The organism is Constrictibacter sp. MBR-5 (genome assembly GCF_040549485.1).
Classification (GTDB): Bacteria; Pseudomonadota; Alphaproteobacteria; order JAJUGE01; family JAJUGE01; genus Constrictibacter.
Map to the genome: position 1 here is coordinate 64717 of NZ_JBEPTK010000016.1, position 25785 is coordinate 90501.

25 protein-coding genes are annotated in these 25785 nt (G+C 67.9%); 7 read left to right on the top strand and 18 right to left on the bottom strand.

Features of this window, described 5'->3' with window-relative positions; all coding sequences use genetic code 11:
• Positions 1-120: 120 nt before the first annotated feature.
• Positions 121-795 carry a phosphoribosyltransferase gene (locus ABIE65_RS23390; RefSeq protein ID WP_354081136.1) on the top strand — a complete coding sequence of 225 codons (675 nt, stop codon included), beginning with the start codon at positions 121-123 and terminating at the stop codon, positions 793-795.
• On the opposite strand, the gene ABIE65_RS23395 is transcribed toward ABIE65_RS23390, so the two are convergent.
• The 18 genes from ABIE65_RS23395 to acsA form a co-directional block, all read right to left on the bottom strand.
• The gene (locus ABIE65_RS23395) at positions 743-2137 is read right to left on the bottom strand and encodes a nicotinate phosphoribosyltransferase (RefSeq protein ID WP_354081138.1); all 1395 of its coding nucleotides are present in this window, start codon (positions 2135-2137) and stop codon (positions 743-745) included. The two genes, ABIE65_RS23390 and ABIE65_RS23395, sit on opposite strands and share 53 nt — an antisense overlap.
• A 107-nt stretch (positions 2138-2244) precedes the next feature.
• Complete coding sequence (gene hpf, locus ABIE65_RS23400) at positions 2245-2820, bottom strand: ribosome hibernation-promoting factor, HPF/YfiA family (protein WP_354081140.1); 576 nt, start codon at positions 2818-2820, stop codon at positions 2245-2247.
• Between the two features lie 170 nt (positions 2821-2990).
• Positions 2991-4043, bottom strand: coding sequence for a hydrogenase expression/formation protein HypE (gene hypE, locus ABIE65_RS23405; RefSeq protein WP_354081142.1), 1053 nt, complete (start codon positions 4041-4043; stop codon positions 2991-2993).
• A gap of 4 nt (positions 4044-4047) precedes the next feature.
• Positions 4048-5160: a hydrogenase formation protein HypD gene (gene hypD / locus ABIE65_RS23410; protein WP_354081144.1), complete on the bottom strand. Its 1113-nt coding sequence runs from the start codon at positions 5158-5160 to the stop codon at positions 4048-4050.
• Complete coding sequence (locus tag ABIE65_RS23415; RefSeq protein ID WP_354081146.1) at positions 5157-5393, bottom strand: HypC/HybG/HupF family hydrogenase formation chaperone; 237 nt, start codon at positions 5391-5393, stop codon at positions 5157-5159. Before ABIE65_RS23415 ends, hypD begins: the two co-directional genes overlap by 4 nt.
• Complete coding sequence (gene hypF / locus ABIE65_RS23420; protein ID WP_354081148.1) at positions 5393-7681, bottom strand: carbamoyltransferase HypF; 2289 nt, start codon at positions 7679-7681, stop codon at positions 5393-5395. The genes ABIE65_RS23415 and hypF overlap by 1 nt, the downstream gene beginning before the upstream one ends.
• Before the next feature lie 5 nt (positions 7682-7686).
• Positions 7687-7926 (bottom strand): hypothetical protein, encoded by a 240-nt coding sequence (locus ABIE65_RS23425; RefSeq protein ID WP_354081150.1) that lies wholly within the window; start codon positions 7924-7926, stop codon positions 7687-7689.
• A 22-nt stretch (positions 7927-7948) separates the two neighbouring features.
• The gene (locus ABIE65_RS23430; RefSeq protein WP_354081152.1) at positions 7949-8434 is read right to left on the bottom strand and encodes a hydrogenase maturation protease; all 486 of its coding nucleotides are present in this window, start codon (positions 8432-8434) and stop codon (positions 7949-7951) included.
• Positions 8434-9747: a Ni/Fe hydrogenase subunit alpha gene (locus ABIE65_RS23435; protein ID WP_354081154.1), complete on the bottom strand. Its 1314-nt coding sequence runs from the start codon at positions 9745-9747 to the stop codon at positions 8434-8436. The genes ABIE65_RS23430 and ABIE65_RS23435 overlap by 1 nt, the downstream gene beginning before the upstream one ends.
• The gene (locus ABIE65_RS23440; RefSeq protein ID WP_354081156.1) at positions 9728-10507 is read right to left on the bottom strand and encodes an NADH-quinone oxidoreductase subunit B family protein; all 780 of its coding nucleotides are present in this window, start codon (positions 10505-10507) and stop codon (positions 9728-9730) included. The genes ABIE65_RS23435 and ABIE65_RS23440 overlap by 20 nt, the downstream gene beginning before the upstream one ends.
• On the bottom strand, positions 10508-11344 hold the full coding sequence (locus tag ABIE65_RS23445) for an FAD/NAD(P)-binding protein (RefSeq protein ID WP_354081157.1): 837 nt from the start codon (positions 11342-11344) through the stop codon (positions 10508-10510). It abuts the gene before it with no gap.
• Positions 11341-11802: a cyclic nucleotide-binding domain-containing protein gene (locus ABIE65_RS23450; protein ID WP_354081159.1), complete on the bottom strand. Its 462-nt coding sequence runs from the start codon at positions 11800-11802 to the stop codon at positions 11341-11343. The genes ABIE65_RS23445 and ABIE65_RS23450 overlap by 4 nt, the downstream gene beginning before the upstream one ends.
• Positions 11799-12947 (bottom strand): 4Fe-4S dicluster domain-containing protein, encoded by a 1149-nt coding sequence (locus ABIE65_RS23455; protein WP_354081160.1) that lies wholly within the window; start codon positions 12945-12947, stop codon positions 11799-11801. The genes ABIE65_RS23450 and ABIE65_RS23455 overlap by 4 nt, the downstream gene beginning before the upstream one ends.
• Before the next feature lie 4 nt (positions 12948-12951).
• Entirely contained in the window at positions 12952-13200 is a 249-nt protein-coding gene (locus ABIE65_RS23460; protein WP_354081161.1) for an acyl carrier protein, read from the bottom strand.
• On the bottom strand, positions 13197-14471 hold the full coding sequence (locus tag ABIE65_RS23465) for a dihydrolipoamide acetyltransferase family protein (RefSeq protein WP_354081162.1): 1275 nt from the start codon (positions 14469-14471) through the stop codon (positions 13197-13199). The genes ABIE65_RS23460 and ABIE65_RS23465 overlap by 4 nt, the downstream gene beginning before the upstream one ends.
• Positions 14468-15475 (bottom strand): alpha-ketoacid dehydrogenase subunit beta, encoded by a 1008-nt coding sequence (locus ABIE65_RS23470; protein WP_354081164.1) that lies wholly within the window; start codon positions 15473-15475, stop codon positions 14468-14470. The genes ABIE65_RS23465 and ABIE65_RS23470 overlap by 4 nt, the downstream gene beginning before the upstream one ends.
• Complete coding sequence (gene pdhA / locus ABIE65_RS23475; protein WP_354081165.1) at positions 15472-16467, bottom strand: pyruvate dehydrogenase (acetyl-transferring) E1 component subunit alpha; 996 nt, start codon at positions 16465-16467, stop codon at positions 15472-15474. The genes ABIE65_RS23470 and pdhA overlap by 4 nt, the downstream gene beginning before the upstream one ends.
• Complete coding sequence (acsA, locus tag ABIE65_RS23480; protein WP_354081166.1) at positions 16464-18179, bottom strand: acetate--CoA ligase; 1716 nt, start codon at positions 18177-18179, stop codon at positions 16464-16466. The genes pdhA and acsA overlap by 4 nt, the downstream gene beginning before the upstream one ends.
• 344 nt (positions 18180-18523) lie before the next feature.
• On the opposite strand from acsA, the gene ABIE65_RS23485 reads away from it, so the two are divergent.
• The 6 genes from ABIE65_RS23485 to ABIE65_RS23510 form a co-directional block, all read left to right on the top strand.
• Positions 18524-19048 carry a BCAM0308 family protein gene (locus ABIE65_RS23485; RefSeq protein ID WP_354081167.1) on the top strand — a complete coding sequence of 175 codons (525 nt, stop codon included), beginning with the start codon at positions 18524-18526 and terminating at the stop codon, positions 19046-19048.
• Between the two features lie 26 nt (positions 19049-19074).
• Positions 19075-20295 carry an aminotransferase class V-fold PLP-dependent enzyme gene (locus tag ABIE65_RS23490; RefSeq protein ID WP_354081168.1) on the top strand — a complete coding sequence of 407 codons (1221 nt, stop codon included), beginning with the start codon at positions 19075-19077 and terminating at the stop codon, positions 20293-20295.
• Between the two features lie 2 nt (positions 20296-20297).
• Positions 20298-21635, top strand: a complete 1338-nt coding sequence (locus tag ABIE65_RS23495) for a sodium-dependent transporter (protein ID WP_354081169.1) — start codon at positions 20298-20300, stop codon at positions 21633-21635.
• A 169-nt stretch (positions 21636-21804) separates the two neighbouring features.
• Positions 21805-24243: a Lon protease family protein gene (locus tag ABIE65_RS23500; RefSeq protein WP_354081170.1), complete on the top strand. Its 2439-nt coding sequence runs from the start codon at positions 21805-21807 to the stop codon at positions 24241-24243.
• Positions 24243-25040, top strand: coding sequence for a universal stress protein (locus ABIE65_RS23505; RefSeq protein ID WP_354081172.1), 798 nt, complete (start codon positions 24243-24245; stop codon positions 25038-25040). The genes ABIE65_RS23500 and ABIE65_RS23505 overlap by 1 nt, the downstream gene beginning before the upstream one ends.
• 310 nt (positions 25041-25350) lie before the next feature.
• On the top strand, positions 25351-25785 hold a 435-nt coding region (locus ABIE65_RS23510), incomplete at its 3' end, for a helix-turn-helix domain-containing protein (protein WP_354081174.1).

The window sequence follows — 25785 nt, forward strand, 5'->3', positions numbered from 1 at the left end:
GGGTGGTGCGGCGCCGTGCTAAACGAGAACCGAAGCGGCATTGGAGAGAGCCGTGAGGCGCATGGGTAGCGACCTTCCGATTCCGGTTGCTGGAGGCGGGTTCGGTCCCGGTTGCCCACCATGACGGCCGAGTACATGTTCCGCGACCGCAGTGATGCCGGTCGGCAGCTGGCCGCTCACCTTCTGCGCTACGCGGACACTCACCCGGTCGTGCTCGCTCTACCCCGCGGTGGAGTACCCGTGGCCTTCGAAGTGGCGAAAGTCCTGAAGGCTCCGCTCGATCTCGTTCTGGTTCGGAAGATCGGTGCTCCCGGGCAACCTGAATTAGCGGTGGGAGCGGTAGCCGAAGGCCCCGAGGAGCAGATCTTCATCAACCCCTTTTTTGCCGGAACCGACCTTCTGATGCCTCGCTACATCGAGGATGAACGTGCGCACCAAATGCAGGAAATCGAGCGGCGGCGCGCGATGTACCTGAACGGGCGTGACCGGGCCGAGGTTGCCGGCCACACTGCGATCGTCGTCGACGACGGCATCGCGACTGGTGCTACGATGCGCGCCGCCCTCCGGGCAGTGCGGCACCGGGCGCCACGCCGGCTCGTGCTTGCGGTGCCGGTCGGCCCTTCGGACACCCTCGACATGATGCGGCTCGAGGCCGACGATATTGTCTGCGTCGCCACCCCGGAGTCGTTCCATGCCGTCGGTGAATTCTACCGAGATTTCCATCAGGTGGCGGATGAGGAAGTTAGGGACCTTCTGCAACGTAGCGATGTGTTGCTCGATCCGTCCCGGCGTTGAGGCGATTTCGCTCGTCCACGGCGTCCGCAAGGCGGCGCAGCCGCTCGTCCACCTCGATCTGGTAGGTCGCCGCGGCTTCCAAGCGGTACAGCGGTTCGGGTAGTTGCGCGAGTGCGTCGGCGACCCGCCTCCGCAGTTCGTCCAGGCTGGGTGATGGTGCGGTACGCCTGCCGTCGCGCATGACGGTCTGCAGGAGCGGCGTTCCCGTGCGGCCGCCCTCGTCCGTGGTCAGGAGATCGGATCGCATGCGCCGCTCCGCATCGAAGCTGCGGTAGACCTGCTTCCTGCCTGGCCAGGTCGCCTTGCCCGCCGAACGCTTGCGCCGCGCGATCCCGGCATACTCCTGGAGCTTGTATGCGCAATCGAGCGCCGGCGCGTCGCTGGCGGTCGTCAGGCTGGTGCCGATCCCATAGACGTCGATCGGCGCGTCCGCCGCGGTCAGGTGCTGCAGCGAATTCTCGTCGAGACCGCCGCTCGCCACGATCGACACCTCCCGAAGACCCGCCGCGTCGAGAATCTTGCGCACGCGGCAGGCCATCTCTCCGAGGTCTCCGCTGTCGATGCGCACGCCGGCCACGCGGATGCCTCTTTCGGCGAGCCGCGGCGCCAAGGACGCCACGGTCCTGGCGCCTGCCTCCGTGTCGTAGGTGTCTATCAGCAACACCACCCGGTCCGGACGCGAGCGTGCGAAATGTTCGAAGGCTTCGATCTCGCTCTCGTGCGCCTGCACGAAGGAGTGGGCCATTGTTCCATGCAGAGGTATCTCGAACAGGCGACCGGCCGCCACGGTCGCCGTGCCGGCAAACCCCGCGACATAGGCGGCACGGGCAGCCAGCAGCCCCGCCTCCTCGCCATGTGCCCTTCGGAAGCCGAAGTCGATGAGTTGCTTGCCTGGCGCTGCGAGGATCATGCGGGCCGCCTTCGAGGCCACTACCGTCTGGAAATGGATGAGATTCAGCAGCCGGCTCTCGACGAACTGGGCTTCGGCCAGCGGTGCCACGACCTGGATGACCGGCTCGTCGGCGAAACAGATCGTCCCCTCCGGCATTGCTCGGACATCGCCGGAGAAGCGAAAGCCCACAAGATTGTCCAGGAACGCACTGCTGAAGTGCCCGGACTGGCGCAGCCAGGCAATCTCGCCTTCCGAGAAGCGGAGCATCTCCAGATAGTCAAGCACCTGCTCCAGACCCGCCGTGACGAGGAAGCCGCGGGTCGGAGGAAGCTTCCGGAAAAAAAACTCGAACACCGCCGGCTCGGCCATCCCGTTCTCGAGATATGCCTGCATCATGTTGAATTGATACAGGTCCGTCAGAAGGCCCGGCGAGGTGCAAAGCTGGCGCATCGTTCCATCCCACGGAGGTTCCGTGTCATCCGCGCGCGGCCGAGCGACCCGTACACCTCCGCGTTGGTGATCGGTCCCACTCTCCGGTGCCGGGTTGACCGGCGCTGCTACTGATCTCCGGCCGAACGCCGGTGTCCGCCAGTCGGTTCGACTGTTGTTGCCTGGCTCCCGTGCAGGCTCTCGCCCTCGGCGATGACCAGACGTACCTCCCGACCCGGCGCGAGCAGGTCGTAGCCGTCGCCGATGACACTGTTGCGGTGGAAGTAGACCTCCTGTCCGTCGCTCGTCTCGATGAAGCCATAGTCGGGGAACATCCGGACGATCTTTCCGGACATTTGTTCCGCGTGTGACTTCACGTCGCCCCTCGTGCGGCGCGCATGATCCTCGAGTTGCCGCGCCGCGGCGTCGAAAGCATCGCGGATTGCCACGTAGACATCCTCGTGAGAATGGTCCTTCCGATGCTCCCGATCGACAGCGATCTCCCCGCCGGGAACGGTGATGTCGATCGCCACTCGATAGAGCTCGCCTTGCCGCTGATGCCGGTGCGGTGCCTCGACAACGACATGACATCGCATGATTCGGTTGAAGAAGCGCTCCAGTTTGGCAGCCTTCGCTTGTATGCGCGCCTCGACAGCCGGCGAGGAGTCCATGTTCTTGAACGTAATTTGCAAGGGCATCTGCATGGTCGCTGGTCCTTCTGCCGAAGTCGCGCGCGGCGCTTCACAGCCCCGTCGCCACCGCGATTGCTCTGACGGCTCGCTTCTCACCTGTTCGGCGTTCAGGCAATGATACTTGGCGCCCTTTCCGCCGCGCGGCAAATGAGACAGATCAAATGCAGCGGGATTCTGCGTCGTCAGCAGATCCGCGGCAGCTGTTCGCCGCTCAACAGATCGATGATCCTGGTCGACCCGATGGAACTGCGCATCAGCACTCTGGCCGTGCCGCGTTCGCCGACACGGCCGATCACGGCACCTGATCGTCCGAGCGGGTGGGAGCGTATTCCCGCAAGTGCTGCCGAAGCCTGTCCGGGCGGTATGACGAACAGCATGCGTCCTTCGCAGGCGACGTAGAGCGGATCCAACCCCAGCAACTCGCAAGCGCCCTGTACCTGCGGCTCCACCGGAACCGCCGGCTCGTCGAGCTCGATCGTGCACTGCGCCATTTCGGCGATCTCGACCAGCGCGGTCGCCGCGCCGCCACGTGTCGGATCGCGCATGCAGCGCAACTCGATGCCGGCGTCGAGCAGCGCCTGGACGAGATCCCACAGCGGCGCGGTATCGCTCTCGATCTCGGTCTCGAACGCCAGCCCCTCCCTGGTCGCGAGAACGGCGACGCCGTGCCGGCCGATATCGCCGCTGACGAGTATCGCATCGCCTTCCTCGATCCGGTCCGGTCCCGGCCGCGGATCCACCTGCACCAACCCGATACCCGACGCCGACACGAAGATTCCGTCACCCTTGCCGCGCTCCACCACCTTCGTGTCGCCGGCGACGATGCGCATTCCGACGGCCGCCGCCTCCCGCGCCAGGCTCTCGACGACACGGCGCAAGGAGGACATCGGGAATCCCTCCTCCAGGATCAGCCCGACGCTCATGAACAGCGGGCGTGCGGCGCAGGCGGCCAAGTCGTTCACGGTTCCATGCACCGCCAGCATTCCGATGTCGCCGCCGGCGAAGAACGGCGGGCTGACCACATAGGTGTCCGTGGTGAAGGCTAACCGGGCATCGCCCAGATCGACCATGCCGGCATCGAGACGCGCCTCCAGCGCCGGGTCGGCAAAGGCCGGCAGGAACATCCCCTCGATGAGAGAGCGGGTCAGACCGCCACCGCCGCCATGGCCGAGGGTGATCACCTCCGCATCGGCGGTCGATACCGGGCAGACGATCGAAGATGGGTCAGGCGGCATCGTGTTATCCCTGCACTGCGCGTGCCGCCGCCGCGCCGTCGCGATAGCGGAAATAGGCCGCGCAGGCACCTTCGGACGACACCATCGGTGCGCCCAGGGGATGATCGGGCGTGCAGCGGACGGCATAGGCGGGACATTGGTGCGGCAGACGTCGACCACGCAGCACATCACCTGCGATACAAATCGGATCCTCGGCCGCGATCGGCTTCTGGAGCGCGAAACGACCCCGCGCGTCGAAAGCCGTGTAGTCCCGGCTGAGAGCCAATCCGCTTTGTGCGATGGCGCCGATGCCACGCCAGGAGACGGTGACGATCTCGAAGACCGTGTCGACGGCACGGCGGGCAGCAGGATTCCCCTCTGGTCTGACAGTGCGGCTGTACTGGTTCTCGACCTCGCATCGGCCAGCCTCGAGTTGGCGGACGCACATGTGGATGCCCTGGAGCAGATCGAGTGGTTCGAACCCGGTGACCACGATGGGAACACGCCGGTTCCGGGCGATTGGTCCATAGGCTTCGACGCCCATCACCGTGCAGACGTGCCCCGCGGCCAGAAAGCCCTGCACCCGATTGTCCGGCGCCGCCAGGATCGCTTCGATGGCCGGCGGCACCAGCACGTGCGACACGAGCAGCGACAGGTTCCGCAGGCCTGCGCGTTCCGCCTGAAGGACGAGCATCGCCGTCGCGGGCGCGGTCGTTTCGAAACCGACAGCGAAGAACACCACTTCGCGTTCAGGCGCGGCGCGCGCGACGGCCAGCGCGTCGAGCGGCGAGTAGAGGACGCGCACGTCCCCGCCACGGGCTCGCGCGTCGAGCAGGCTTCCGCCCGTTCCCGGCACGCGAACCATGTCGCCGAAGGAGCAGAGGATCGCACCCGGCGTCATGGCGACGGCAATCGCCTGATCGATTGCCGCCGCCGGCGTGACGCAGACCGGACAGCCGGGGCCGTGCAGCAGCGACAGCCCGGGCGGCAGCATCTGGTCCAGGCCGAACCGGACGATCGCATGCGTCTGCCCGCCACACACCTCCATGATCGTCCATGGCCGCGTCACCGCGCGGGCGATGGCCTCGGCATAGCGTTTCGCCGCGTCCGCTGTCCGGTACTCGTCGACATATTTCACGATGCCGCCTCGCCGAGCAGGCCGAGTTCGCGAAACACGCGCGCCGCCTCTTCCGCGTCCACCACCGACAACGCGATGCCCGCATGGACGACGACATAGTCGCCGATCCTCGCTTCGGGCAGGAAGCCGAGGCTCACCTCGCGCACGATACCATTGAACGAGACCCGCCCGACGGTCGTCAGCGGGTCGTCACCGCGCATCTCCAGCAGCAGCCCAGGCAGCGCGAGGCACATCAGTTCGCCTCCATTCCGATCGACTCGACCGCCCATCGAAGCTGACCGAGCGCCAGTCCGCCATCGTTCGGCGGCACCTGCTGCGGCCAGCGAGCTTCGATCCCAGCGGCGCCCAGTCCGGTCACGACGCCTTCGAGGAGGCGCCGGTTCTGGAAGCAACCGCCACCCAGGGCGACCCGCTGCTCGCCGACGCGCCGCGCCACCGCGACCGCCATGTCGCACAGCGTCGTCTGCGCCGCGGCGGCGATCGCGCCGACCGGCCGTCCCGCCTCGACGTCGTTCAGGACCGTCACTAGCATCGGGCGCCAGTCCAGGCGGAGCACGTCTCCCTCGATGATGTCGAAGGGGTAGCCGGGCGCCGAGAGGCCCGATGCGGCAGACTCGAGGGCTATCGCGGCCTCGCCTTCGAAGTCGTTGCACTGGCAGAGCCCCAGGATGCTCGAAAGCGCATCCAGCAGCCGCCCCGCGCTGGACGAGCGCGGCGTGTTCAGGCCGCGGTCGAGCATCCGGCGGATCACCGCCCGTTCCCTGGCCGTGAAGCTGCAGACCGGCAACAGGTCGTGACGCTCCCACAGGGCGTCGCCGAGGAGGTCGGTCAGAAGCCCGAGCGCCGCACGCCGCGGTTCCCGTACGGCGGCCTCGCCGCCGGGCAGCGGGAAGGGACGGAACGACGCTACCCGCTGCCACCCGCCGGGTGCGGCCAGAAGGAACTCGCCGCCCCAGACGGTCCCGTCGCCGCCGGCGCCCGTGCCGTCCCAGGCTATCCCCAGGACGGGCAGCGGCATTCGATGCTCGGCGACGCAGGCCATGACATGAGCGAGGTGATGCTGTACGGCCACTGTCGGCAATCCGCAGTTCAGCGCGAAGCGGGTACTCGCATAGTCGGGGTGGACATCTCTCATCACGCGCTCCGCCCGTGCGCCGCCGAGCATCTGCACGTCGTTCACGGCAGCGGCAAAGGCCGATGCCGCCGATGCCGAGCCGAGGTCGCCGACATGCTGGCTGAGGATCGCCGACTCCCCGACGGCGGCTGCGACGCAGTTCTTCAGGTGCCCGCCCACGGCGAGCGTGGCCGGCGGCGGGTCGATACGGATCGGCCTGGGGACGTGGCCCCGCGCGCGCCGCAGCACCATCTCCCGCCCGAGTGCCATCTGGCTGACGGAATCGTCCAAAGGCCGCGCGATCGGCCGATCGTGAACCAGGAACAGGTCGGCGAGGCCGCCGAGCCTATGCAGCGCCTCCCTTTCATCGAAGACGATGCACTCCCCCGAAAGGTTGCCGCTTGTCGCGACGACGGGGAATCGCAATGCGTGCATCAACAGGTGGTGCAGTCCCGTATATGGCAGCATGATGCCGAGGCGCGGATTATGCGGGGCGACCGAGTGTGCCAACGCGTCGCCGGCACCGCACCGCCGCGCCACCAGCAGGATCGGCGCCGCAGCCCCGAGCAGCAGGGCGCGTTCGGCGGTGGGGAGTGAACAGACAGCGCCCGCCGCGTCGATATCCGGGAACATGACGGCGAACGGCTTGCGCGCCCGGCGCTTCCGGGTACGCAGCCGTGCGACCGCGTCCTCGTTGCGCGCATCGACGACGAGCTGGAATCCGCCCAGCCCCTTCAGGGCGAGGATCGCGCCGTCGCGCACGGCGTCCGCGGCTGCGAGGAGAGCGGCATCTTGTCTGCCCGCCTCTCGCCCGTCCGGGTGCCAAAGCGCCAATTGCGGTCCACAGATCGGGCAGGCATTGGGTTGAGCGTGGAAGCGTCTGTCGTGCGGGTCGCCATATTCGGCGGCGCACGCCTCGCAGAGGGCGAAGCCGCGCATCGTCGTGTTGGCGCGGTCATAGGGGGTGGCACGCAGAATGCTGTAGCGCGGTCCGCATTGTGTGCAGTTGATGAACGGGTAGCGATGGCGTCGATTGCCGGGATCGAACATCTCAGCGACGCATGCCGCGCAGGTCGCGAGATCCGGAGCGATCGACGGTCGCGCGTCGGCCGTCGCGATGCTGCCGCGGATTTCGAAGACAGTCGCACCGACGGGAGAAAGTTCGGACACCGTGACGCCGCGCACGACGGCATGCGGTGGTGGGTCATCTTCGATCGCGCGGAGGAAGTCGGTGATTCCGGCATCCGTGCTCTCGGCTTCGATGAGCACGCCACGGTTCGTATTGGAGACGAACCCGCCGATGGCGAGGCCGGTCGCGGTACGCCACGCGAACGGCCTGAAACCCACGCCTTGCACGTCCCCCTCGATTTCGATGCGGAGGCGCCGTCGCAGATCCTGCGTGCGCATGACTGTCATCGCCCCGGCTCGACATCGACGCTCACGAGTATGACGCGCTGCGCGTCCGGATGCTCGATATCGGTAGAGATATCCGTCCGGAGGCGCGCGCCTTCTGCGATGCCACCGGCCGCAGCGTTATCGAAATGCTCGCGGAAATGCTGGGCCGACATATGGCTGAGCGCGCCCAGCCAGACACGCACCGCCGTCACCCGCCCGGCATTCTCGCGCGCCGCGACCTCGGCGATCTTGCGCATGAGGTCGTCGATGAGTGCGGCTTCATGCATCTTCAGCCTCGCGGGAGAGCGATCTCAGTTCGGTGCGCACCGCATGCTCGGCCTCGGCCAGGGCCGCCTCGACCGCCGCGGAGACCGGCGCTCCCTGGGCGAAGTCGCGGCCGGTGATGCCGAACAGCACGAGGCGGCTCGGCAACGTGCCCAGAACGCGGGCCAACTCGATCGCTTCGACCACGCCCAACCCGTGCGTCGAGCATGTCGAGGGCTCGCGCGGCAACGGATCGGAACCTTCCAGACGGAGCACGCGTCCCGCTTCCCCTTCGGCAGCGACCGCGTCGACCAGGATCGCCATCGTCCGGCCGCCCCAGAGGGCCGCGAGGTCCATGGCGTCGCCGGCACTCTCTGCCAGGTCGGCGCCGGTCGGGGGCGCGACGCGCAGCCGATCGGTCACCATCAGCCCCGCCGCATCGTCGCCGCGGTGACGGTTGCCGATGCCGATGACGACGACGGGAGCGGCGGCGACGGCCATCACGTGCGCTCCACGGTCAGCTTCAGGAAATGCGCGGCGCAGGAGATGCACGGATCGTGGTTGCGGATCGTCTGCTCGCATCGTCCCTGCAATGCATCGTCCGGCATGTCCAGGCACGCCGTCGCGACCCGACGCAAATCCTCCTCGATCGCCCCCTGGTTCTGCGAGGTCGGCGGGATGATGCGCGCGTCCAGTATCGAGCCGGAAGCATCGATCCTGTAGCGGTGATAGAGCAGGCCGCGCGGCGCCTCGGTTGCGGCCAGTCCGACCGCATCCTGCACGGGCACCGCGACGAACGGCGCATCGGGTGGCGTGTAGGCCGCGATCAGGCGCAGCGCCTCGTCACAGGCATGCAGCACCTCTACGGCGCGCACGAGGATGCTGCGGTAGGGGTTTCGGCATACCGGTCCCAGGCCAACTGCAGCCGCAGCGTCACGCGCGGCGGGCGACAGCAGGTCGGAATTCAGTGCATAGCGTGCCAACGGTCCGACGAGGTAGCTGCCGCGTCCGCGGATGCGGGCGTGCAGAGCCGTGGAGTGCGGAACCTGGAATTCCTCGAACACGGAATCGTAGTCGGCAACGTCGATGTCGATGCCGCGGCTCGACACGACACGGCCCTCGTTGAATGGGTATTCGTCGGGGTGCCGCAGCGCGACGAACTCATAGTCCTGCTCGTATTCCGGAAACGGAAACGCCGCCACCCGGTCGACGAGCGCGCGCGCGGCGTCGCGCGCCCGCAGCAGCGGTTCCGTCAGCGTGGAAAGTTCACGCCGCGTCGGCACCTTGTAGAAGCCGCCGACGCGCACGTTGATCGGGTGAATCTCGCGCCCGCCGAGCAGCCGGACGATATCGTTGCCGGCCTTCTTCAGGCCCAGGGCGCGGCGGACATGCTCCCCATGGTCGCGCGCCATGGCGATGGCATCCGGATAGCCCAGGAAATCCGGCGCGTGCAGCATGGCCACGTGCAGCACGTGGCTCTCGATCCACTCGCCGCAGTAGAGCAGGCGGCGCAGGTCGCGGATGGGGCCCGCGATGCTCACCCCGGCCGCGTTCTCCATCGCATGCACGGCGCTCATCATGTAGGCCACCGGGCATATGCCGCAGATGCGCGACGTAATGTCCGGCGCCTCGCCGAAACCGCGGCCGCGCAGCAAAGCCTCGAAGAAGCGGGGCGGCTCGAAAATCGCTAACCGCACGTCCTCCACCGCACCATCGCGGATGCCGAGGTGGAGTGATCCCTCCCCCTCCACCCGCGCCAGATAGTCGACGCGAATGGTGCGCGAGCCCTCCGCCTTACCGTTCGCGTCGCTCATGCGCCTCGCTCTCCTCGCGGAACGGGCTGGCCCAGGCGTTGAAGTTCCGGTAGGCGCGCAGAATGTCGGTATCGCTGGCACCGAGCCGCCGCCACCAGGCGGCGAGAGCCGCCGTGTTCGGGCTTTCCGTCGGACCGAAGCAGCCATAGCAGCCGCGATCGAAGGATGGACAGATCGCCCCGCAGCCCGCCTGCGTTACGGGGCCGAGACAGGGCGTTCCGTCCGCCACCATGACACACACCGTGCCGCGTCGCTTGCATTCGGTGCAGACGCTGTCGGTCCGAATCACCGGGCGTCGCCGCTGGATGAACGCGGCGATCACTTCCAAGAGCTGGTGCTTGTCGATCGGACAGCCGCGCAGTTCGAAATCCACCAGCACGTGCTGACCGATCGGTGTCGACTGGGCGAGCGTGCTGATATAGCCCGGCCGGGCGTAGACGATTTCGGTGAACGCTCGCACGTCCTGGAAATTGCGCAGCGCCTGGATGCCGCCGGCCGTGGCGCAGGCACCGATGGTTACCAGCCGCTTCGACTGCCGCCGCACCTCGCGGATGCGTTCGGCATCGTGCGCCGTGGTGATGGAGCCTTCGACCAGCGACAGATCGTAGGGACCGGCCACGGTCGCGCGCGATGCTTCCATGAAATAGGCGATCTCGACTTGGTCGGCGACGGTGAGCAACTCGTCCTCGCAGTCGAGCAGGCTGAGCTGGCAGCCGTCACAGGATGCGAACTTCCAGACCGCGAGCTTCGGCCGCATCATTCAGATCTCCCGGATCGTCAGGAGACGCGATATGCGATCATATGCGAACACGGGCCCATCCCTGCAGACGAAGGTCGGGCCGAACTGGCAGTGCCCGCACTGACCGGTCGCGCATTTCATGTTGCGCTCCATCGAGAGGAAGATCCGGTCTTCCGGCACGCCGCGCTCCAGCAGTCCGTTCGCGGCAAAGCGCATCATCACCTCCGGGCCGCAGATCATCCCGACCGTCTCCGCCGGGTCGAAGCGAGCCCGCGGGATGAGGCCGGTCACGAATCCGACGTGGCCGTCCCAGCCGGGATGGGCGTAGTCGACGCTGACCACCACCTCCACCGGGCCGTTCCACTGCTCCAGCTCCGGCCTGAAGATGATGTCGTCGGGGCTGCGAGCGCCATAGAGGAGCAGTACCCGTCCGTAGAGCTGCCGGCGCGCCAGGACGGCGTGCACGACCGGCCGCAGCGGCGCCAGGCCGATGCCGCCTGCGATTAGTACCAGGTCGGCACCCTCGGCCGCCCGCATCGGCCAACCCGTCCCGAAGGGCCCACGGAGCCCGAGCGTCTGTCCGGGCTCCAAGCGCCGCATGGCGGCCGTGACCGGCCCGACCGCGCGGAAGGTGTGCAGAATGCTGCGGGGCTCGTCACAGTCGCCGGTGACGCTGATGGCCGACTCGCCCACGCCGAAAACATACAGCATGTTGAACTGCCCCGGCGAGGCGCCGAGGAGGCCGTAGGGCAATGCCGACGGGTCGAGCTCGATCGTAGCGGACTCGGCGTTCTCTTGCCGGATCGCGCGGACACGCAGGGGGAGTGGCGCAAGCGCGGAAGCCCGGGCGGCCGTCATTCCGTCTGCCCGTACAGATTGAGGCTCTGCAGCCGTGCCGCCTGCATGCGCCGAACCAGTTCGGGCACGAAGCGCTTCATCAGTTCGTAGCCGAGATCGTGATCGGCCTCACACTTACCGCGCAGGCACGCCGCATCGAAGGCGACGGCGCGCACCAGGCCCACCGCGCGGGCGTCGAAGTCCCACCGATAGGGCGGCACGAGCCAGGAAACACCGAGAATCTCGCCTTCGCCCAATGTCTGAAAGGTCAGCGCCCCTCGCTCCGGAGCACTGGTTTCCAGCGTGATCCTGCCATGGCGGATCAGAAAGAAATGGTCGGCCGGCTCCCCCTCCCGGCAGAGGTAGGAGCCGGCGTCGTAGCGTCGATTTGCGGCGCAGCCGGCGATCACGGAGAGCGCGTCCCTGCTGAAGCCGCCGAGGAAGGGGTGCTCGGCGAGAATGGCGTCGATGCCTTTCATCCGAGGCTGCTCCCGTGCGGCTGCGGATGCGCCCGGATCGCCTCCACCTCTTCGGTGATGTCGATTCCGACCGGGCACCAGGTGATGCACCGTCCGCAGCCGACGCACCCCGAGGTGCCGAACTGGTCGTACCAGGATGCGAGCTTGTGGGTGAGCCAGTGCCGGTATCGCGCCGCGGGCGCGTTCCGGACGCTGCCGCCGTTCATGTACGAGAACTCCAGCGTGAAGCAGGAGTCCCAGCGACGCCATCGCTCGGCGACGTCCCCGGTGAGGTCGGCGGTGTCCTCGACCGTCGTGCAGAAGCACGTCGGGCAGACCATGGTGCAGTTGCCGCAGGTGAGGCACCGCCCGGCGACCTCTTCCCAACGGGGATGCAGCTGGTTTTCCTGAAGCAGCTTCTTTATGCCGCCCGTGTCGAGCCGGCGGCCCATCCGCGCCGCCGCGGCTGCGACCACGGCGGCGGCACGCGCCATGTCGGCCTCGTCCGCCTCCCGATCGCGGAGGCGCTCGGCGATGGCCGCCCCGGCTGCGCTCCCCACCTCGAGCAGGAATTCGTGTCTGCCGTCGCCGATCAGCTCGGTGAGCGCCAGGTCGAACCCCGCCTGCGCGCGCGGTCCGGTCTCCATCGACGCGCAGAAGCAGACGGCGCTCGGGTCGCCGCAGTTGACGGCCACGAGGAAGGCCGAATCGCGACGTTCGGCGTAGACGGGATCGGGGTGCTCCGATTGCCGAAGGACTCGGTCCTGCACCAGGATCGCCTGGAGATCGCACGAGCGGACGCCGAGGAAAGCCATCTTCGGCGCGGGGGGCGGCTCGGACAGGTCGAAGCTGCCGTCGTCCCGGCGGCGTGCCTGCCAGAGGCGCACGTCGGGTGGGTGCAGGAACCGCTTCCAGGAATGCGGACTGGAGGCGTAGCCGAACCACGCCTCGTCGTCGCGCCGCTCCAGTCGGTAGGTGCCGCCCTCCTGCCGGTCGGTCCAGCCGGCGGGCAGATCTTCAACGGTCGTGATTTCGTCATAGACGATCGCCCCGTCGCCGAGGGTCGGCCCCAGCACCCGATACCCCTGGCCGCGCAGTTCCTCCACCAGCCGGGCGATACCGGTCCGGTCGATCACGCGCACAGTGCCGGCTCCGGGAGCGGACATGCGATCAGCCTACTCCCTTTCCCTGGAGATAGGCGACACACTCGCTGAGTGTCCGCAGCTTGGGATAGTCGGCCTCGGGGATGTCCACCTGCAGCCTCTGGCTGAGGCCGATCACGAAGTTCAGGAAGTCCATCGAATCCAGGTCGAGGTCGTTGCGCAGATCGGTGCGCGGCCCGACCTCCGCCGTATCGAGCTCCGGAGCCACGCCGCTCAGCGCTTCGAGGACGATTTGTTCGAGCTCTTTCTCGGTCATAGCTCCCCCGGCTGCTGCAGGCGGTCTCTGATGGCGGCGAGGAAGAGCGCGCCGCTGTGGCCGTCGCTCGCCCGATGATCGGCGGCGAGGGTGGCGTTCAGCATCGGGCGCATCTTCAGAGTGCCGTCCGAGAGAGACGGCGTCTCGAACACCCGGCCGAACCCGACGAGCGCCACCTGCGGCGGGTAGATCACGCCGTAGATCGTTTCCACGCCGCGCTCGCCGAGGCTGGTCACGGTGATGGTGGCATCGGTCATCTCCGAGCCTCGGATGCCACCGGAGCGGGCCCGGCCGACGACGTCCCGCAGCGCCTGCATGATCTCGTCTAGGCTCATGGCGTCGGCATCGTGGATGGCGGGCGCCATCAGGCCGCCGCCGCGCAGCGAGATCGCCCAGCCGACGTGCACGCCTCTACCGGGCCTGAAACCGTCGTCGATCCAGAAGCCGTTGAACTCGGGAAAGTCGCGGAGCGCGAGAGCCGCGGACTTAAGGAGTAGTGCCCCCATGAGGAGCCGCTCGTTCACCGGGCGCCGCGCATTCGCCTCGGCCAGCCATGCGGTCGCCGGCGCCATGTCGATCGTCGTCGCGAGATAGTAGTGCGGGATCTCCCGGTTCGACTTCGTCATCGCCGCCGCGATCGCCTGCCGCATCGCGGCCGGATCGAAGCCGCGGCGGCGCGGCCGGGACTCGGGCGCCGGGGTCTCGGCCGCAGTGGGCGCGGCGCCGCGTGCGGCAGCGGCCTCGATGTCGGCGAGGCGTACGGCACCGCCGGGTCCGTTTCCCGCGATCCGGCCCGGGTCCACCCCGAGTTCCGCAGCCCGGCAGCGCGCCAAAGGCGAGATCGCGACCCGCTCGCCGACCCGAGGGGACGGCCGCGGAACGGCGCCCGGCATCGGCTCGGCTGCCCGAGCTTTGATGGCCCGAGCTTTGATGGCCGGAACCTTGGTCGACGGAGCGACGGGTGCGGCGGGCGGGGCCGGAGCGGATGGGGCCGGCGCGGATGGGGCCGGCGCGGATGGGGCCGGCGCGGGTTCGCCCTCGCCGCGCACGACGGCGAGGATGGCGCCGACCGGGACGGTTTCGCCGGGCGCGACGGCCAGGTGGTCGATGACACCGTCCTCGAAGACTTCGATCTCGATTGCGCCCTTCTGCGTCTCGACGACGGCGACGATGTCGCCATGCCGCACCGGGTCCCCGGGCCGCTTCAGCCATTCGACCAGCGTACCCGCTTCCATGTCGGCGCCGAGCGACGGCATCCGGAACTCGCTCATCCGGGCTGCGCCAGCGCCAGAGCCGCCTGTCTGATCGCATTCGGCTGCGGCAGGCTCGCATCTTCGAGGTGTTTGGGATAGGGGATCGGCACCTCTGCACCACACACGCGGGCGACTGGTGCGTCCAGTTCGTAGAAGGCGCCCTCGACAATGCGGGTGCAGATCTCGGCGGAAAGGCTGCCGCTCTTCCACGCTTCGTCGACGATCACGACCCGGTGCGTCTTCGCCACCGACCGGAGGATCGTTTGGGTGTCCAGCGGCCGCAGCACGCGGAGGTCGACGACTTCCGCGTCGATACCGTCGCGGGCGAGGAGCTCCGCGGCCGCGAGCGTCTTCGAGAGGCCGCCGCCATAGGCGATCAGCGTGACGTCTTTCCCCGTCCGCCGCACTCTGGCGTTCGTGATGTCGACCTCGCCGTGCGGCTCCGGCGCGCCATCCTCGGCATTGTAGAGTTGCACATGCTCGAAGATAAGCACAGGATTCGGATCCTGCAGGGCCGGCCAGAGCATGTGCCGCGCGTCCTCGACCGTCGCCGGCGCCAGGATCTTGATGCCCGGGATGTGTGCGTACCAGCCCTCGAAACTGTGGGAGTGCTGCGCGGCGAGCTGTCGGCCCGCCCCCGTGGCCATGCGGATGACGAGCGGCACCGCGAACTGGCCGCCCGACATGTGCGGGATGGTTGCCGCATTGTTCACGATCTGGTCGAGGGCGAGCAGGCTGAAATTGACCGTCATCACCTCGACGATCGGGCGCATGCCGCCCAATGCGGCGCCGATTCCGGCACCGACGAAGGCAGCCTCCGAAAGCGGCGTGTCGCGGACGCGTTCCGCGCCGAACTCGTCGAGCAGGCCTTTGCTGACGGCATAGCAGCCGCCGTACCGCCCGACGTCCTCGCCCATCAGGAAGGTCCGCCGGTCGCGCCTGAGTGCGTCGCGGATGCCCTCCCTGATTGCTTCACGGTAGGTGATCGTCGCGGGGTGGGCCTGCGGCTCAGAGGGTCTCATGCCGGCACCTCGTCCATGTAGACGTACCGCGTCAGATGTTCGACCGGCTCCCATTCCCCTCGTTCGGCGAATGCGACCGCTTCCTCCACCTCCTTCGCCACGGCGATTCCGATCGTGGCCAACTCTTCGTCGTGCAGCAGACCGCTCCCCCGAAGCCAATCGGTGAAGCGCTCGAGCGGGTCGTGTCGGCGCCAGGCTTCGACCTCTTCTTTGCTGCGATACAGCTGCGCATCGAACATCGAGTGGGGACGAAAGCGGTAGGTGCGGCATTCCAGGAAACGCGGGCCGTCGTATCGCTGGATGGCGGTGACCGCGCGGGAGGCCGCCGCCTCGACGGCGACGACGTCCATGCCGTCGACCACCTCGGCCGGCATGCCGTAGACGCCGGCCTTCTTGTGAATGTCGGTCTCCGCTTCCGATCGGTCGAGCGCCGTCCCCATCGCGTAGAGATTGTTCTCGCAGATGAACAGGACCGGCAGCTTCCACAGGGCAGCCAAGTTCATCGACTCGTGAAACTCGCCCTCCGCGACGGCACCTTCCCCGAAGAAGCAGGCGGTCACGCGCTCCCGGCCGCTCATTCGGTCGGCAAGGGCGAGACCCGTCGCCAGCGGCAGTCCGCCGCCGACGATCGCGTTGCCGCCGTAGAAGCGGCTCGCTGCATCGAACAGGTGCATCGAGCCGCCGCGCCCGCGGCTGCAGCCAGTCATCTTGCCGAACATCTCGGCCATCACCGGTCCCATCGCGACGCCGCGCGCCAGCGCATGCCCGTGCTCGCGGTAGGTCGCGACGACCGCATCCTCTGGCCGCAGCGACTTCATCACGCCCACGGCGATCGCCTCCTCTCCGTCGTAAAGGTGGAGGAAACCCCGGATCTTCTCGGCGCTGTAAAGCTCGGCGCACTTCGCCTCGAAGCGGCGGATCCGGATCATCTGCCGGAGGAGTTCGTGCGTGTGCTCGCGGCTGAGCCGCGGCTTGGTCAGGCTGTCCCTCATCGCTCGTCGCTCTCCAGCGTTGAAATATCGCCTTCCGGGAGGCCGAGCTGGCGCGCCTTCAGCAACCGACGCATGATCTTGCCGCTGCGCGTTTTCGGCAGGTTGTCCCGGAAGTCGATCTCGCGCGGCGCCACTGCTGGGCCCAGCCGCTTGCGCGCGTGGCCCAGCAGCTCGCGCCGCAGCGGCTCCGTCGGCTCAAAGCCGGTCTTCAACGCGACGAAGGCCTTCACGATCTCGCCGGCCGTCGGCTCCGGCACGCCGATCACCGCCGCTTCCGCGACAGCCGGATGCTCGAGCAGCACGCTCTCGACCTCGAACGGGCCGATCAGGTGGCCCGCCGATTTGATCACGTCGTCTGCGCGGCCGACGAACCAGAAATACCCATCACCGTCCTGCTTCGCGAGGTCGCCCGTCAGGTACCATCCGTCGGCGAAGCAGTTCCGGTAACGCTCCTCCTCGTTGAGGTAGCCGCGAAACATCGACGGCCAGCCGGGTCGCAGGGCGAGTTCTCCTTCCCTGTCGGGTTCCGGGATCGGGGCGATCGTGCCGTCGTCGCGGCGGCGGACGATGGCGGCGTCGATCCCCGGCAGCGGCCGGCCCATCGAGCCCGGCTTCACCGCCATCGACGCATAGTTGGCGATCATGATGCCGCCCGTTTCGGTCTGCCACCAATTGTCGTGGAAGGGAATGCCGAAGGTCTCGTGCCCCCAGACCACCGCCTCTGGATTTAGCGGCTCGCCGACGCTCGCAATGAAGCGGAGTCGCCCGAGGTCGTACCTCCGCGGTATCTCGTCTCCCAGCTTCATCAGCATGCGGATGGCGGTCGGCGCGGTGTACCAGACGGTTACCTTCTGATCCTGGAGGATGCGGTACCACCGTTCGGCGTCGAACTCCGCCTCGTCGACGATGCTGGTCACGCCGTTAACCAGCGGCGAAATGATGCCGTAGGACGTTCCGGTGACCCAGCCCGGGTCGGCGGTGCACCAGAAAATGTCGTCCGGGTGCAGGTCGAGCGCCAGTTCTCCGGTGACCGCATGTGCCACGACCGCCTCGTGCACGTGTATGGCGCCCTTCGGCTTGCCGGTCGTGCCGCTGGTGAAGTGGAGCAGCGCCATCTGGTCGGGGCGGGTCGCTGGGATCTCGAACCGGTCCGATTCCTCCGAAAGCAGAACCCGCAGGTCCTGCGTCCCTTCCGGCAGCGCCTCCTGGTCTTCCCGGACGACCAGGACGTGGAGGAGGTCGGGCAGACGGTCCCGGATCGGGAGCACCTTGCGCCGATAGAGCGCCGCCGTGGTGACGAGGGCTCTGCCCGCACCGATCGCCATCCGGGCGTGGACGGGGTCGGGGCCGAAGGCGGAGAACAGGGGTGAGAAGACGCACCCGGCCTTCAGGGTGCCGACCGCCGCCGTGTACAGCTCCGGCATCCGGCCGCAAAGAGCGAAGACCCGGTCGCCCTCCGCCAGCGAGAGCCGCTTCAGCAGGTTTGCGAAGCGGCTGCTCGCACGATCAAGTGCGCCGAAGGTGACGTCCGACGCGCCGAAGTCCCGACCTATGAAGCGCAGCGCGACCTTGCCGCCGAGGGCGCCGGCCGCGTGCCGGGTAACCGCCTCGTGGGCGATGTTCAGCCCTCCCGCTCGAGGAAGTCCGGTGATCAGCTGCTGCCGCGCCGCGTCCCAGTCGAACCGCGCCCGTGTCGTCTCGTAGTCGGCCATGTTCGGGGAGGCTCCCCGGCCGTGGCGCGGCTTCTCGATCGTTCGGAGCGAGCCGCCGGAAGCCTGCGTTTGCATCGTCGCGCCCTTTCCCAATGCTCCGCTTGGTGAGACCAGCTTGACATGCATCGTCAGTAACCTGCGGCATTCCGCATTGATGAATATCAATCTGTCGGGACGACGCAGACTTGACGCAGGTCAATCCCCGCGGCGGGAGTGTGGCGTATCTTTATTGCGATAGGCGATGAAGCGGGGGCCTTCTACCGGACGCAGTGCGCCGCTGAGGCCGCCGCCCAGTTCTTTTCTTTGTCGCCCGCAACAAGCGCACTCGGGACCGGGGAACAGACATGAAGCGGCAGAACACGGGGCCCGCGGGGCAGCCTCCGGGGCGGCGCATCGCCGGCCGGGCGCAGGAGGACCATGTCCACGACCCCTACCAGCAGAGGCAGAAACCGCACGAGCCCGCCGTGTGCGCGGAGTGCAGCGCCGCCTTCCACCACGGCCGGTGGCAATGGGGTGCGGCGCCCGCGCAGGCGGCAAGCAATTTGTGCCCCGCGTGCCGGCGTATCCACGACGATTATCCCGCAGGCATCGTCGAACTCGAAGGCTCGTTCCTGACTGTGCACAAGGACGAGATCGTTCGTCTGGCTCGCCACCAGGGTGACCTCGAACAGCGGGAACATCCGCTGCATCGGATCATGGCCGTCCGGGAACGGGCGGACGGAGTGGAGATCACGACGACGGACATCCACCTCCCGCGTCGCATCGGCGAAGCCCTGCACCACGCCTACCAGGGCGATCTCGACTACCACTACGAAGACGACCGCTATTTCCTGCGCGTCCGCTGGTCCCGGCAGACGGAGGGGCGTTAGGCCCAACGCTCGCGAGAGGGAAGCCCATGAGCAAGGAGCTTGCGAGCATCAAAGGCCAGTTCCCGTCGCTCCGGGACGGTGGGGTCGTCTACCTCGACACTGCCGCCACGGCGCAGATGCCGGATCGCGTGCTGGACCGGCTCGTCGGGTTCGAAACGAGCGGCCGCGGCAACGTCCATGACGGCGGCCACCGTCTCGCTCAGCGTGCCTTCGACCAATACGAGGCCGCGCGCGGATCCGTCGCACGGTTCCTGGGGGTTTGTGCAAACGACGAGATCGTTTTCTCGTACGGAGCGACGGGCGCGATCAACCTGGCCTGCTTCACGCTCGGCCGGCTGTTCGTCCCGGGCGACGAAATTGTCCTGTCCGTCCTGGAGCACCACAGCAACATCGTGCCCTGGCAGCGTCTCGCACAGGAGCGCGGCCTCGTCCTCCGCTTCATTCCGGCAACGCCCAAGGGTCGCCTCGATCTGTCGTTCCTCGGCGACTTGGTGACACCGCGTTGCCGCCTGGTAGCCGTGACGCACTGTTCGAACGTGACCGGCGCCGTGACACAGCTCGCGCCGATCGTATCTGCGGCTCGCGCCGTCGGCGCGTTGGTGCTGGTGGACGGGGCGCAGCGGGTGCCGCATGGTCCGGTGGATATCCCGGCACTGGGCGTGGATCTCTATGCATTCTCCGGCCACAAGGCGTACGGTCCGACCGGGATCGGGGTTCTCTGGGCACGGCGCGAGGTGCTCGCCGGCCTGGAGCCCTTCATGTCGGGCGGGCAGATGATCGAGAACGTCACGCTGGAGAACGCCACGTTTCTGCCGCCCCCGCAGCGCTTCGAGGCGGGGACGCCGCCCATCGCTCAGGCGATCGGGCTCGGCGCTGCACTCGACTGGATGCTTGGGCTCGACTGGTCGGTTCAGCGCGAGCGTGAGGCGGAACTGACGGAGGCGCTTCTCGACGGGCTCGACCGCCTGCCGGGCGTCCGCCCGATCGGCCCAAGGACTCTCGTGCTCCGGCAGGGCGTGGTCAGCTTCACCGCCGAGGGGATCTGCGACGAGACGCTCTGTCGCGAGTTGGATCGGCGCGGCGTGGCAGTGCGCAGCGGTCACCTCTGCGCCCAGCCGGCCATGTCCGCGCTGGGCGTCGCGAGCGTCACGCGGGCCAGTCTCGGATGTTACAGCGAGGCGGCGGACGTCGAGGCGTTCCTGAACGCGCTGTCGGAGATCATCCGCGAGCGGGGGCGGAGAGCCTGACCTTGGCACGTGAGCAATGGCGCTCCCGGACCGGCTTCATCCTCGCCGCCTTGGGCTCGGCCGTCGGGGTCGGCAACATCTGGCGGTTCGCCTATGTCGCAGGCGAGAACGGCGGAGGTGCGTTCCTTCTCGTCTACTTCGCCTTCGTGCTGATCGTCGGCATCCCGCTCGTCATCGCCGAGCTGGCGCTCGGGCGCCGCGCGCAAGGCGATGCGACGGCGGCGTTCGAACCCGGTGACGGCGGAGGCGCGGGCTGGCGTCTGGTGGGCTTCCTCGCCACCGGCGCCTCGGTACTGATCCTATCCTACTACGCGGTGATTGCCGGCTGGGTCGCCAAATACCTGGCCGGCTCGCTGACAGGGACGCTCTGGACCGCCGCGGCGGAAGGGCACGGCCGCTATTTCGCGCGGCTGATCGCGAACCCGGCCGAGCCGGTGGCTTGGCACCTCGCCGTCATCAGCCTCGGCATGGTCGTGGTCGTCGCCGGCGTTCAGCGGGGAATAGAGCGATTGAACCGGCTGATCATGCCGCTTCTCGCTCTGCTCGTGCTGTCGATGGCGCTTTTCTCCATGTTCTTGCCGGGAGCCGGAGCAGGACTGCGCTTCCTGTTCGCGCCGGACTGGTCCGCGCTGCTCTCGCCCGGCGTCTATCTCGCTGCGCTGGGCCAGGCATTCTTCTCGCTCGGCATCGGGATGGGCATCTACATCACCTACGGCAGCTATCTCGCATCGACGCACGGATTGCCCCGGTCGGCGGCTGTGATCGCCATCGGCGACACCTTGATCGCCGTGCTGGCGGGGCTGGCGATCTTTCCAGCGGTCTTCTCGTTCGGCTTCGACCCCGCAGCCGGACCCCACCTCGTCTTCGTGACGCTGCCCCAGATCTTTCTCGCGATGCCAGCAGGCAAAGTCATCGCGCCCATCTTCTTCGCGCTGCTGCTCGGTGCCGCCCTGACCTCCGCGGTTTCGCTGCTCGAGGTCGGGGTCGCCTGCGCGGCGCACCGCCTGGGCATGCGCCGCTGGACCGCGACCGCGGCCGCCGGCGGCCTCGCCGCTCTGCTGGGCATTCCCTCGGCGCTCGGCTACGGCGTGCTCGACTGCTTGCGACCGGGGGGACGCCACGTCCTCGACATGGTGGATTTCGCCGTTTCCGACATCGTGCTGCCGGTGAGCGCGATTCTGACCGCGCTCTACGTCGGCTGGAGGTGGTCTCGCCTCGAGCAGGCGGTGCAGGGAATCTTTCGAAGCGAACGGCTGGGCCAAGTCTGGCTCTGGGTGATGCGCATCGTGGCCCCGGGCCTGATGGCGCTGGTCCTCGTCCATGGCATCGCCGCGGCCTGATGCCCGCATTCCGCGTGGATCATCTCCGCCGCAGAGTGATCCTCCCGCGGATCCGGGCCCGGCGCAATCGAGGTCCGGATGCACCTACACCGCTTGAGGAATACGAGATAGAGTTCTCACGCCATCGTTCGCGGTGCGTGCTTCGGGACGGGTAGCAGCGCAGGTGAGAATGACGAAGCCTTCGCCCCTCGATGCGGGGCAGATGCGGCGGCGGACGAGCCCCGGCAGCCTGCGATTCGAAACCACGGCCGAACTCGAAGAGATCGACGACATCATCGGTCAGGAACGGGCGCTCGAGGCGATCCGCCTCGGGATCGGAATCCGCCGGCCCGGCTACAACCTGTTCGTGCTGGGGCCGGCGGGAACGGGCAAGCACACCGCCGTCCGGCGCTTTCTCTCGCGAACCGCCGAGAGAGAGCGCCCGCCGCCCGACTGGTGCTACGTCCACAATTTCAAGGACGCCTACCGACCCCGCTTCCTCCGGCTGCCCAGTGGGCGGGGCGCCGGACTGAGAGCGGATCTGGACCGGTTCATCGCCGAGCTTCGCGCCAGCATCCCCGCCGCTTTCGAGAGCGATGAGTTCCGCGGGCGCCTTCAGGCCCTGGAAGCGGCCCTGAAGGATCGCCAGGAGCAGGCTCTCGGCGCGGTGCAGGCCGAAGCGGAAGGGAAGGGGGTCGCCCTGATCCGCACCCCGATGGGCTTCGCCTTCGCGCCCGCGCGCCGGGGCGAGGTGATCTCCCCGGAGGACTTTCGCCAGATCCCGCAGGCGGAGCAGGAGCGCATCCGGCAGACGATCGAGGTGCTGCAGAAGCGGCTGCAGGCGGCGCTCGAGGAGTTTCCGCGCTGGGAGCGGGAGCACCGCCAGAAGGTACGCGAACTCCAGCAGGAGACGATCCGCTACGCGGTCGGCCATACCATCGCCGAACTGCGCCGGAGCCATGCCGACCTGCCCGATGTCGCCGCCCATCTCGATGCGATGGAGGCCGACATCGTCGAGAACGCGGAAGAGCTGATGCGTCCGCCGGGAATGCCGCAGCCGTTCCCGCCGGGCGCACAGCTCACCGTCGACGGCTCGCTGTTGGAGTCTCCCGCCCTGCGGCGCTACCGCGTCAACGTCCTGGTCGACAATGGCGGATGCTCCGGCGCTCCGGTGATCTACGAGGACAATCCGGCACACGCGAATCTGATTGGCCGCATCGAGCACATGTCGCAGTTCGGTGCTCTTGCGACCGACTTCCTACTGATCAAGGGCGGGGCGCTGCATCGCGCAAACGGCGGCTATCTGGTGGTCGATGCCGCCAAGCTGCTGATGCAGCCGCTCGCCTACGACCAGCTGAAGCGGGCGCTCCGCGCCCGCGAGATCGCGATCGAGTCGCTCGCGCAGGCGCTCAGCCTCATCTCCACGGTCTCGCTGGAACCGGAGGCCATACCGCTCGACGTTAAGGTGCTGCTGGTCGGGGAGCGGCATCTCTACTACCTGCTCACGGCCTACGATCCGGAATTCCCGGAGCTGTTCAAGATCGCCGCCGATTTCGAAGACGAACTGGAGCGGACCGACGAGTCCGCGATGCTCTACGCGCGGCTGATCGCGACGATCGGCCGCCGCGAAGGCCTGAAGCCGTTCACGCGGGAAGCGGTCATGGAAGCGATCGACCATGCCTCGCAGATGGCCGGCGATGCCGAGAAGGTGTCGGCACACATGCGGGGAGTGGCCGACGTGCTGCGCGAGGCGGATTTTCTCGCCGGTGAAGCCGCCGCCGTCGAGGCGACTGACGTCATCGCGGCGGTGGAGGGGCAGGTTCGCCGGCAAGCCCGGCTCCGCGACCGCATCCAGGAGGCGATCGCTCGCAGATCTCTTCTCGTCGACACCGAGGGCGCCAGGGTCGGCCAGATCAACGGCCTGTCGGTCAGCCAGATCGGCCAGATGGCTTTTGGCCATCCGGTGCGCATTACCGCGCGGGTCCGCATGGGACGGGGCGGCGTCCTGGACATCGAGCGCGAGGCCAAGCTCGGTGGTCCCATCCACACCAAGGGCGTCATGATCCTCTCCGGCTTCCTGGCCGAGAGATTTCTCCCCGACAAGCCGCTCACGCTCTCCGCCAGCCTCGTCTTCGAGCAGTCCTACGGCGGGGTCGAAGGGGACAGCGCTTCCCTGGCCGAATTGATCGCGCTCTTGTCGGCCCTTTCCGGCGTGCCGATACGTCAGGAACTCGGCATCACGGGCTCCGTCAACCAGCACGGCGCCGTCCAGCCCATCGGCGGCGTGAACGAGAAGATCGAGGGATTCTTCGACGTGTGCGCGCGGCGGGGCTTCGCCGAAGGAAACGGCGTCCTCATTCCCGCCTCGAACGTCGTGAACCTGATGCTTCGCCGCGACGTGGTTGCGACTCGGGAAGAGGGCCGCTTTCACATCTATCCCGTGGAATCCGTCGACGAGGCGGTGGCACTCATGCTCGGCCGGCCCGCAGGGATCCGGGAAGACGGCCGATTCCCGCCTGAGAGTGTCAACGGTCTCGTGGAGACGCGCCTGGATGGGTTCGCCGAGGCCGCCCGGCGCTTCGGCTCGAACGGTGCGGCGGGACCGAGGGGGGATGAGGAGAAGGCCTGATGGCTGCACCCTGGTCGTTGAGGCGGATCCTGGTCGTCGTCGACGATTCGCCGGAATGCGCCGTGGCGCTGCGCTCGGTCGCGCGCATGGCGGAGCGGAGCCGCGCGACGGTCGAGGCTCTCTTCATCGAGGATACCGCCGTCCTCCATCTCGCCAGTCTCACCGTCGTCAGGCACGTCCACCGCCACGGCGGCACCGCCGCCCCGCTCGACGTGACGACGATCGAAGCGATGTACCGGTCGCAGCGTCTCGGTGCGCAACGGGCGGTCTCGGCGCTGACCGACGCTTCGGGAGCGCCCTGCGCGCTGCGCGTCGTGCGCGGCAGCGTCTCTGACGCTCTGCTGCACGCTGCTGGAGAGGCGGACATCGTGGTGCTGACGCTGCCATCGTTCGGCCTCGAGCGCCTGGCAGGCGTTGCGGAAAGGCTCGGCGGTACCGGCCTTCCCGCACTCCTCCTGCTGCGCTCGACCGCGGAGCCGAGGCTCGTCCTGACCATGGCCGACGACGCGTCCGACACGGGGCGGCATCTGATCGCAGTGGCGACGTCGATATCGAACCTGCTTGGGCTGCCCTTGCACCCGGTCTCGGAAACGCCGACAGAGGTCCCCGAGCGGGACCGCCGCCTCGACTGGACCACGCCCCTGCCTCCCCTCGACAGTCTGGAGCAGCTGAAAGCACGGGGTGAACTGTCGGCATCGACCATTGTCGCCTGTCGACACGATCGGCTTTCCACTCACCTCGGGCCACACTCGGCGGCGCTGGACGCTCGCCGCTGCCCGCTGCTCATCGCGTTCTGAAGCAGAAAAGCCGCACGCGAACGAGGTCCTTCCGCGCACGAACCCCTTGCACCGCCCAGGGGTGGACCGACAGCCTCGACGATCGCCCTGCCGCCCGTTGTCGTTGTCGCGCAGGGACGACTGGCCTGCGGCCATCTCCAGTGCGCGCTGCTCTGCCTTGAAATGGGCCTTGGCGGACGGGCATTCCCTGAGCGCGGTTCGGATGAAGTGCTCGACGATGCCGTTATACCAACGGCCGAATCGTCTGACTCGCGAGGGGATTCCCCTCGGTGTCGGGATTTGATTGAAGAGTGGCGAGGGAGGACTCGCCATGGCTTCGAGCGTGCAGCTTCGGGACGATTACGATGTCGGCGGGCTTCGGGCGCTCGCCAAGCGCTGTAGCGATCCGCGCCAGGTCCGGCGTCTTCTGGCACTGGCGGCGGTCTACGCCGGGAAGAGCCGCGAGGAAGCGGCTGCGATCGGCGGCATGGATCGTCAGACGCTGCGCGACTGGTCGCACCGCTTCAACGAAGGCGGGCCGGAGGGTCTGAGGAACCGCAAGGGCGCGGGCCGGCCCCGCCTTCTGACGGAGGAGCAGATGCGGGCACTGGCCGACCTCGTCGAGACCGGACCCGATCAGGCGGTCGACGGCGTCGTCCGTTGGCGGCGCATCGACCTGCGGCATGTCCTGGAGAAGCGCTTCCAGGTGAGCGTCAGCGTCCGTTCGCTCTCGCGGCTGCTCGCCGAACTGTCCTTCACGCACATC

Coding starts and splice junctions, on each gene's coding strand:
- ABIE65_RS23395 (WP_354081138.1), bottom strand. CDS start 2,137: ATGCGCCAGCTTTGCACCTCGCCGGGCCTTCTGACGGACCTGTATCAA.
- ABIE65_RS23490 (WP_354081168.1), top strand. CDS start 19,075: ATGAGCAAGGAGCTTGCGAGCATCAAAGGCCAGTTCCCGTCGCTCCGG.
- ABIE65_RS23445 (WP_354081157.1), bottom strand. CDS start 11,344: ATGACGGCCGCCCGGGCTTCCGCGCTTGCGCCACTCCCCCTGCGTGTC.
- hpf (WP_354081140.1), bottom strand. CDS start 2,820: ATGCAGATGCCCTTGCAAATTACGTTCAAGAACATGGACTCCTCGCCG.
- hypE (WP_354081142.1), bottom strand. CDS start 4,043: ATGCCGCCTGACCCATCTTCGATCGTCTGCCCGGTATCGACCGCCGAT.
- hypF (WP_354081148.1), bottom strand. CDS start 7,681: ATGCGCACGCAGGATCTGCGACGGCGCCTCCGCATCGAAATCGAGGGG.
- acsA (WP_354081166.1), bottom strand. CDS start 18,179: ATGGCCGACTACGAGACGACACGGGCGCGGTTCGACTGGGACGCGGCG.
- ABIE65_RS23500 (WP_354081170.1), top strand. CDS start 21,805: ATGACGAAGCCTTCGCCCCTCGATGCGGGGCAGATGCGGCGGCGGACG.
- ABIE65_RS23455 (WP_354081160.1), bottom strand. CDS start 12,947: ATGTCCGCTCCCGGAGCCGGCACTGTGCGCGTGATCGACCGGACCGGT.
- ABIE65_RS23435 (WP_354081154.1), bottom strand. CDS start 9,747: ATGAGCGACGCGAACGGTAAGGCGGAGGGCTCGCGCACCATTCGCGTC.
- ABIE65_RS23465 (WP_354081162.1), bottom strand. CDS start 14,471: ATGAGCGAGTTCCGGATGCCGTCGCTCGGCGCCGACATGGAAGCGGGT.
- ABIE65_RS23415 (WP_354081146.1), bottom strand. CDS start 5,393: ATGTGCCTCGCGCTGCCTGGGCTGCTGCTGGAGATGCGCGGTGACGAC.
- ABIE65_RS23450 (WP_354081159.1), bottom strand. CDS start 11,802: ATGAAAGGCATCGACGCCATTCTCGCCGAGCACCCCTTCCTCGGCGGC.
- ABIE65_RS23470 (WP_354081164.1), bottom strand. CDS start 15,475: ATGAGACCCTCTGAGCCGCAGGCCCACCCCGCGACGATCACCTACCGT.
- ABIE65_RS23440 (WP_354081156.1), bottom strand. CDS start 10,507: ATGATGCGGCCGAAGCTCGCGGTCTGGAAGTTCGCATCCTGTGACGGC.
- ABIE65_RS23390 (WP_354081136.1), top strand. CDS start 121: ATGACGGCCGAGTACATGTTCCGCGACCGCAGTGATGCCGGTCGGCAG.
- ABIE65_RS23505 (WP_354081172.1), top strand. CDS start 24,243: ATGGCTGCACCCTGGTCGTTGAGGCGGATCCTGGTCGTCGTCGACGAT.
- ABIE65_RS23460 (WP_354081161.1), bottom strand. CDS start 13,200: ATGACCGAGAAAGAGCTCGAACAAATCGTCCTCGAAGCGCTGAGCGGC.
- ABIE65_RS23425 (WP_354081150.1), bottom strand. CDS start 7,926: ATGCGCAAGATCGCCGAGGTCGCGGCGCGCGAGAATGCCGGGCGGGTG.
- ABIE65_RS23485 (WP_354081167.1), top strand. CDS start 18,524: ATGAAGCGGCAGAACACGGGGCCCGCGGGGCAGCCTCCGGGGCGGCGC.
- pdhA (WP_354081165.1), bottom strand. CDS start 16,467: ATGAGGGACAGCCTGACCAAGCCGCGGCTCAGCCGCGAGCACACGCAC.
- ABIE65_RS23430 (WP_354081152.1), bottom strand. CDS start 8,434: ATGGCCGTCGCCGCCGCTCCCGTCGTCGTCATCGGCATCGGCAACCGT.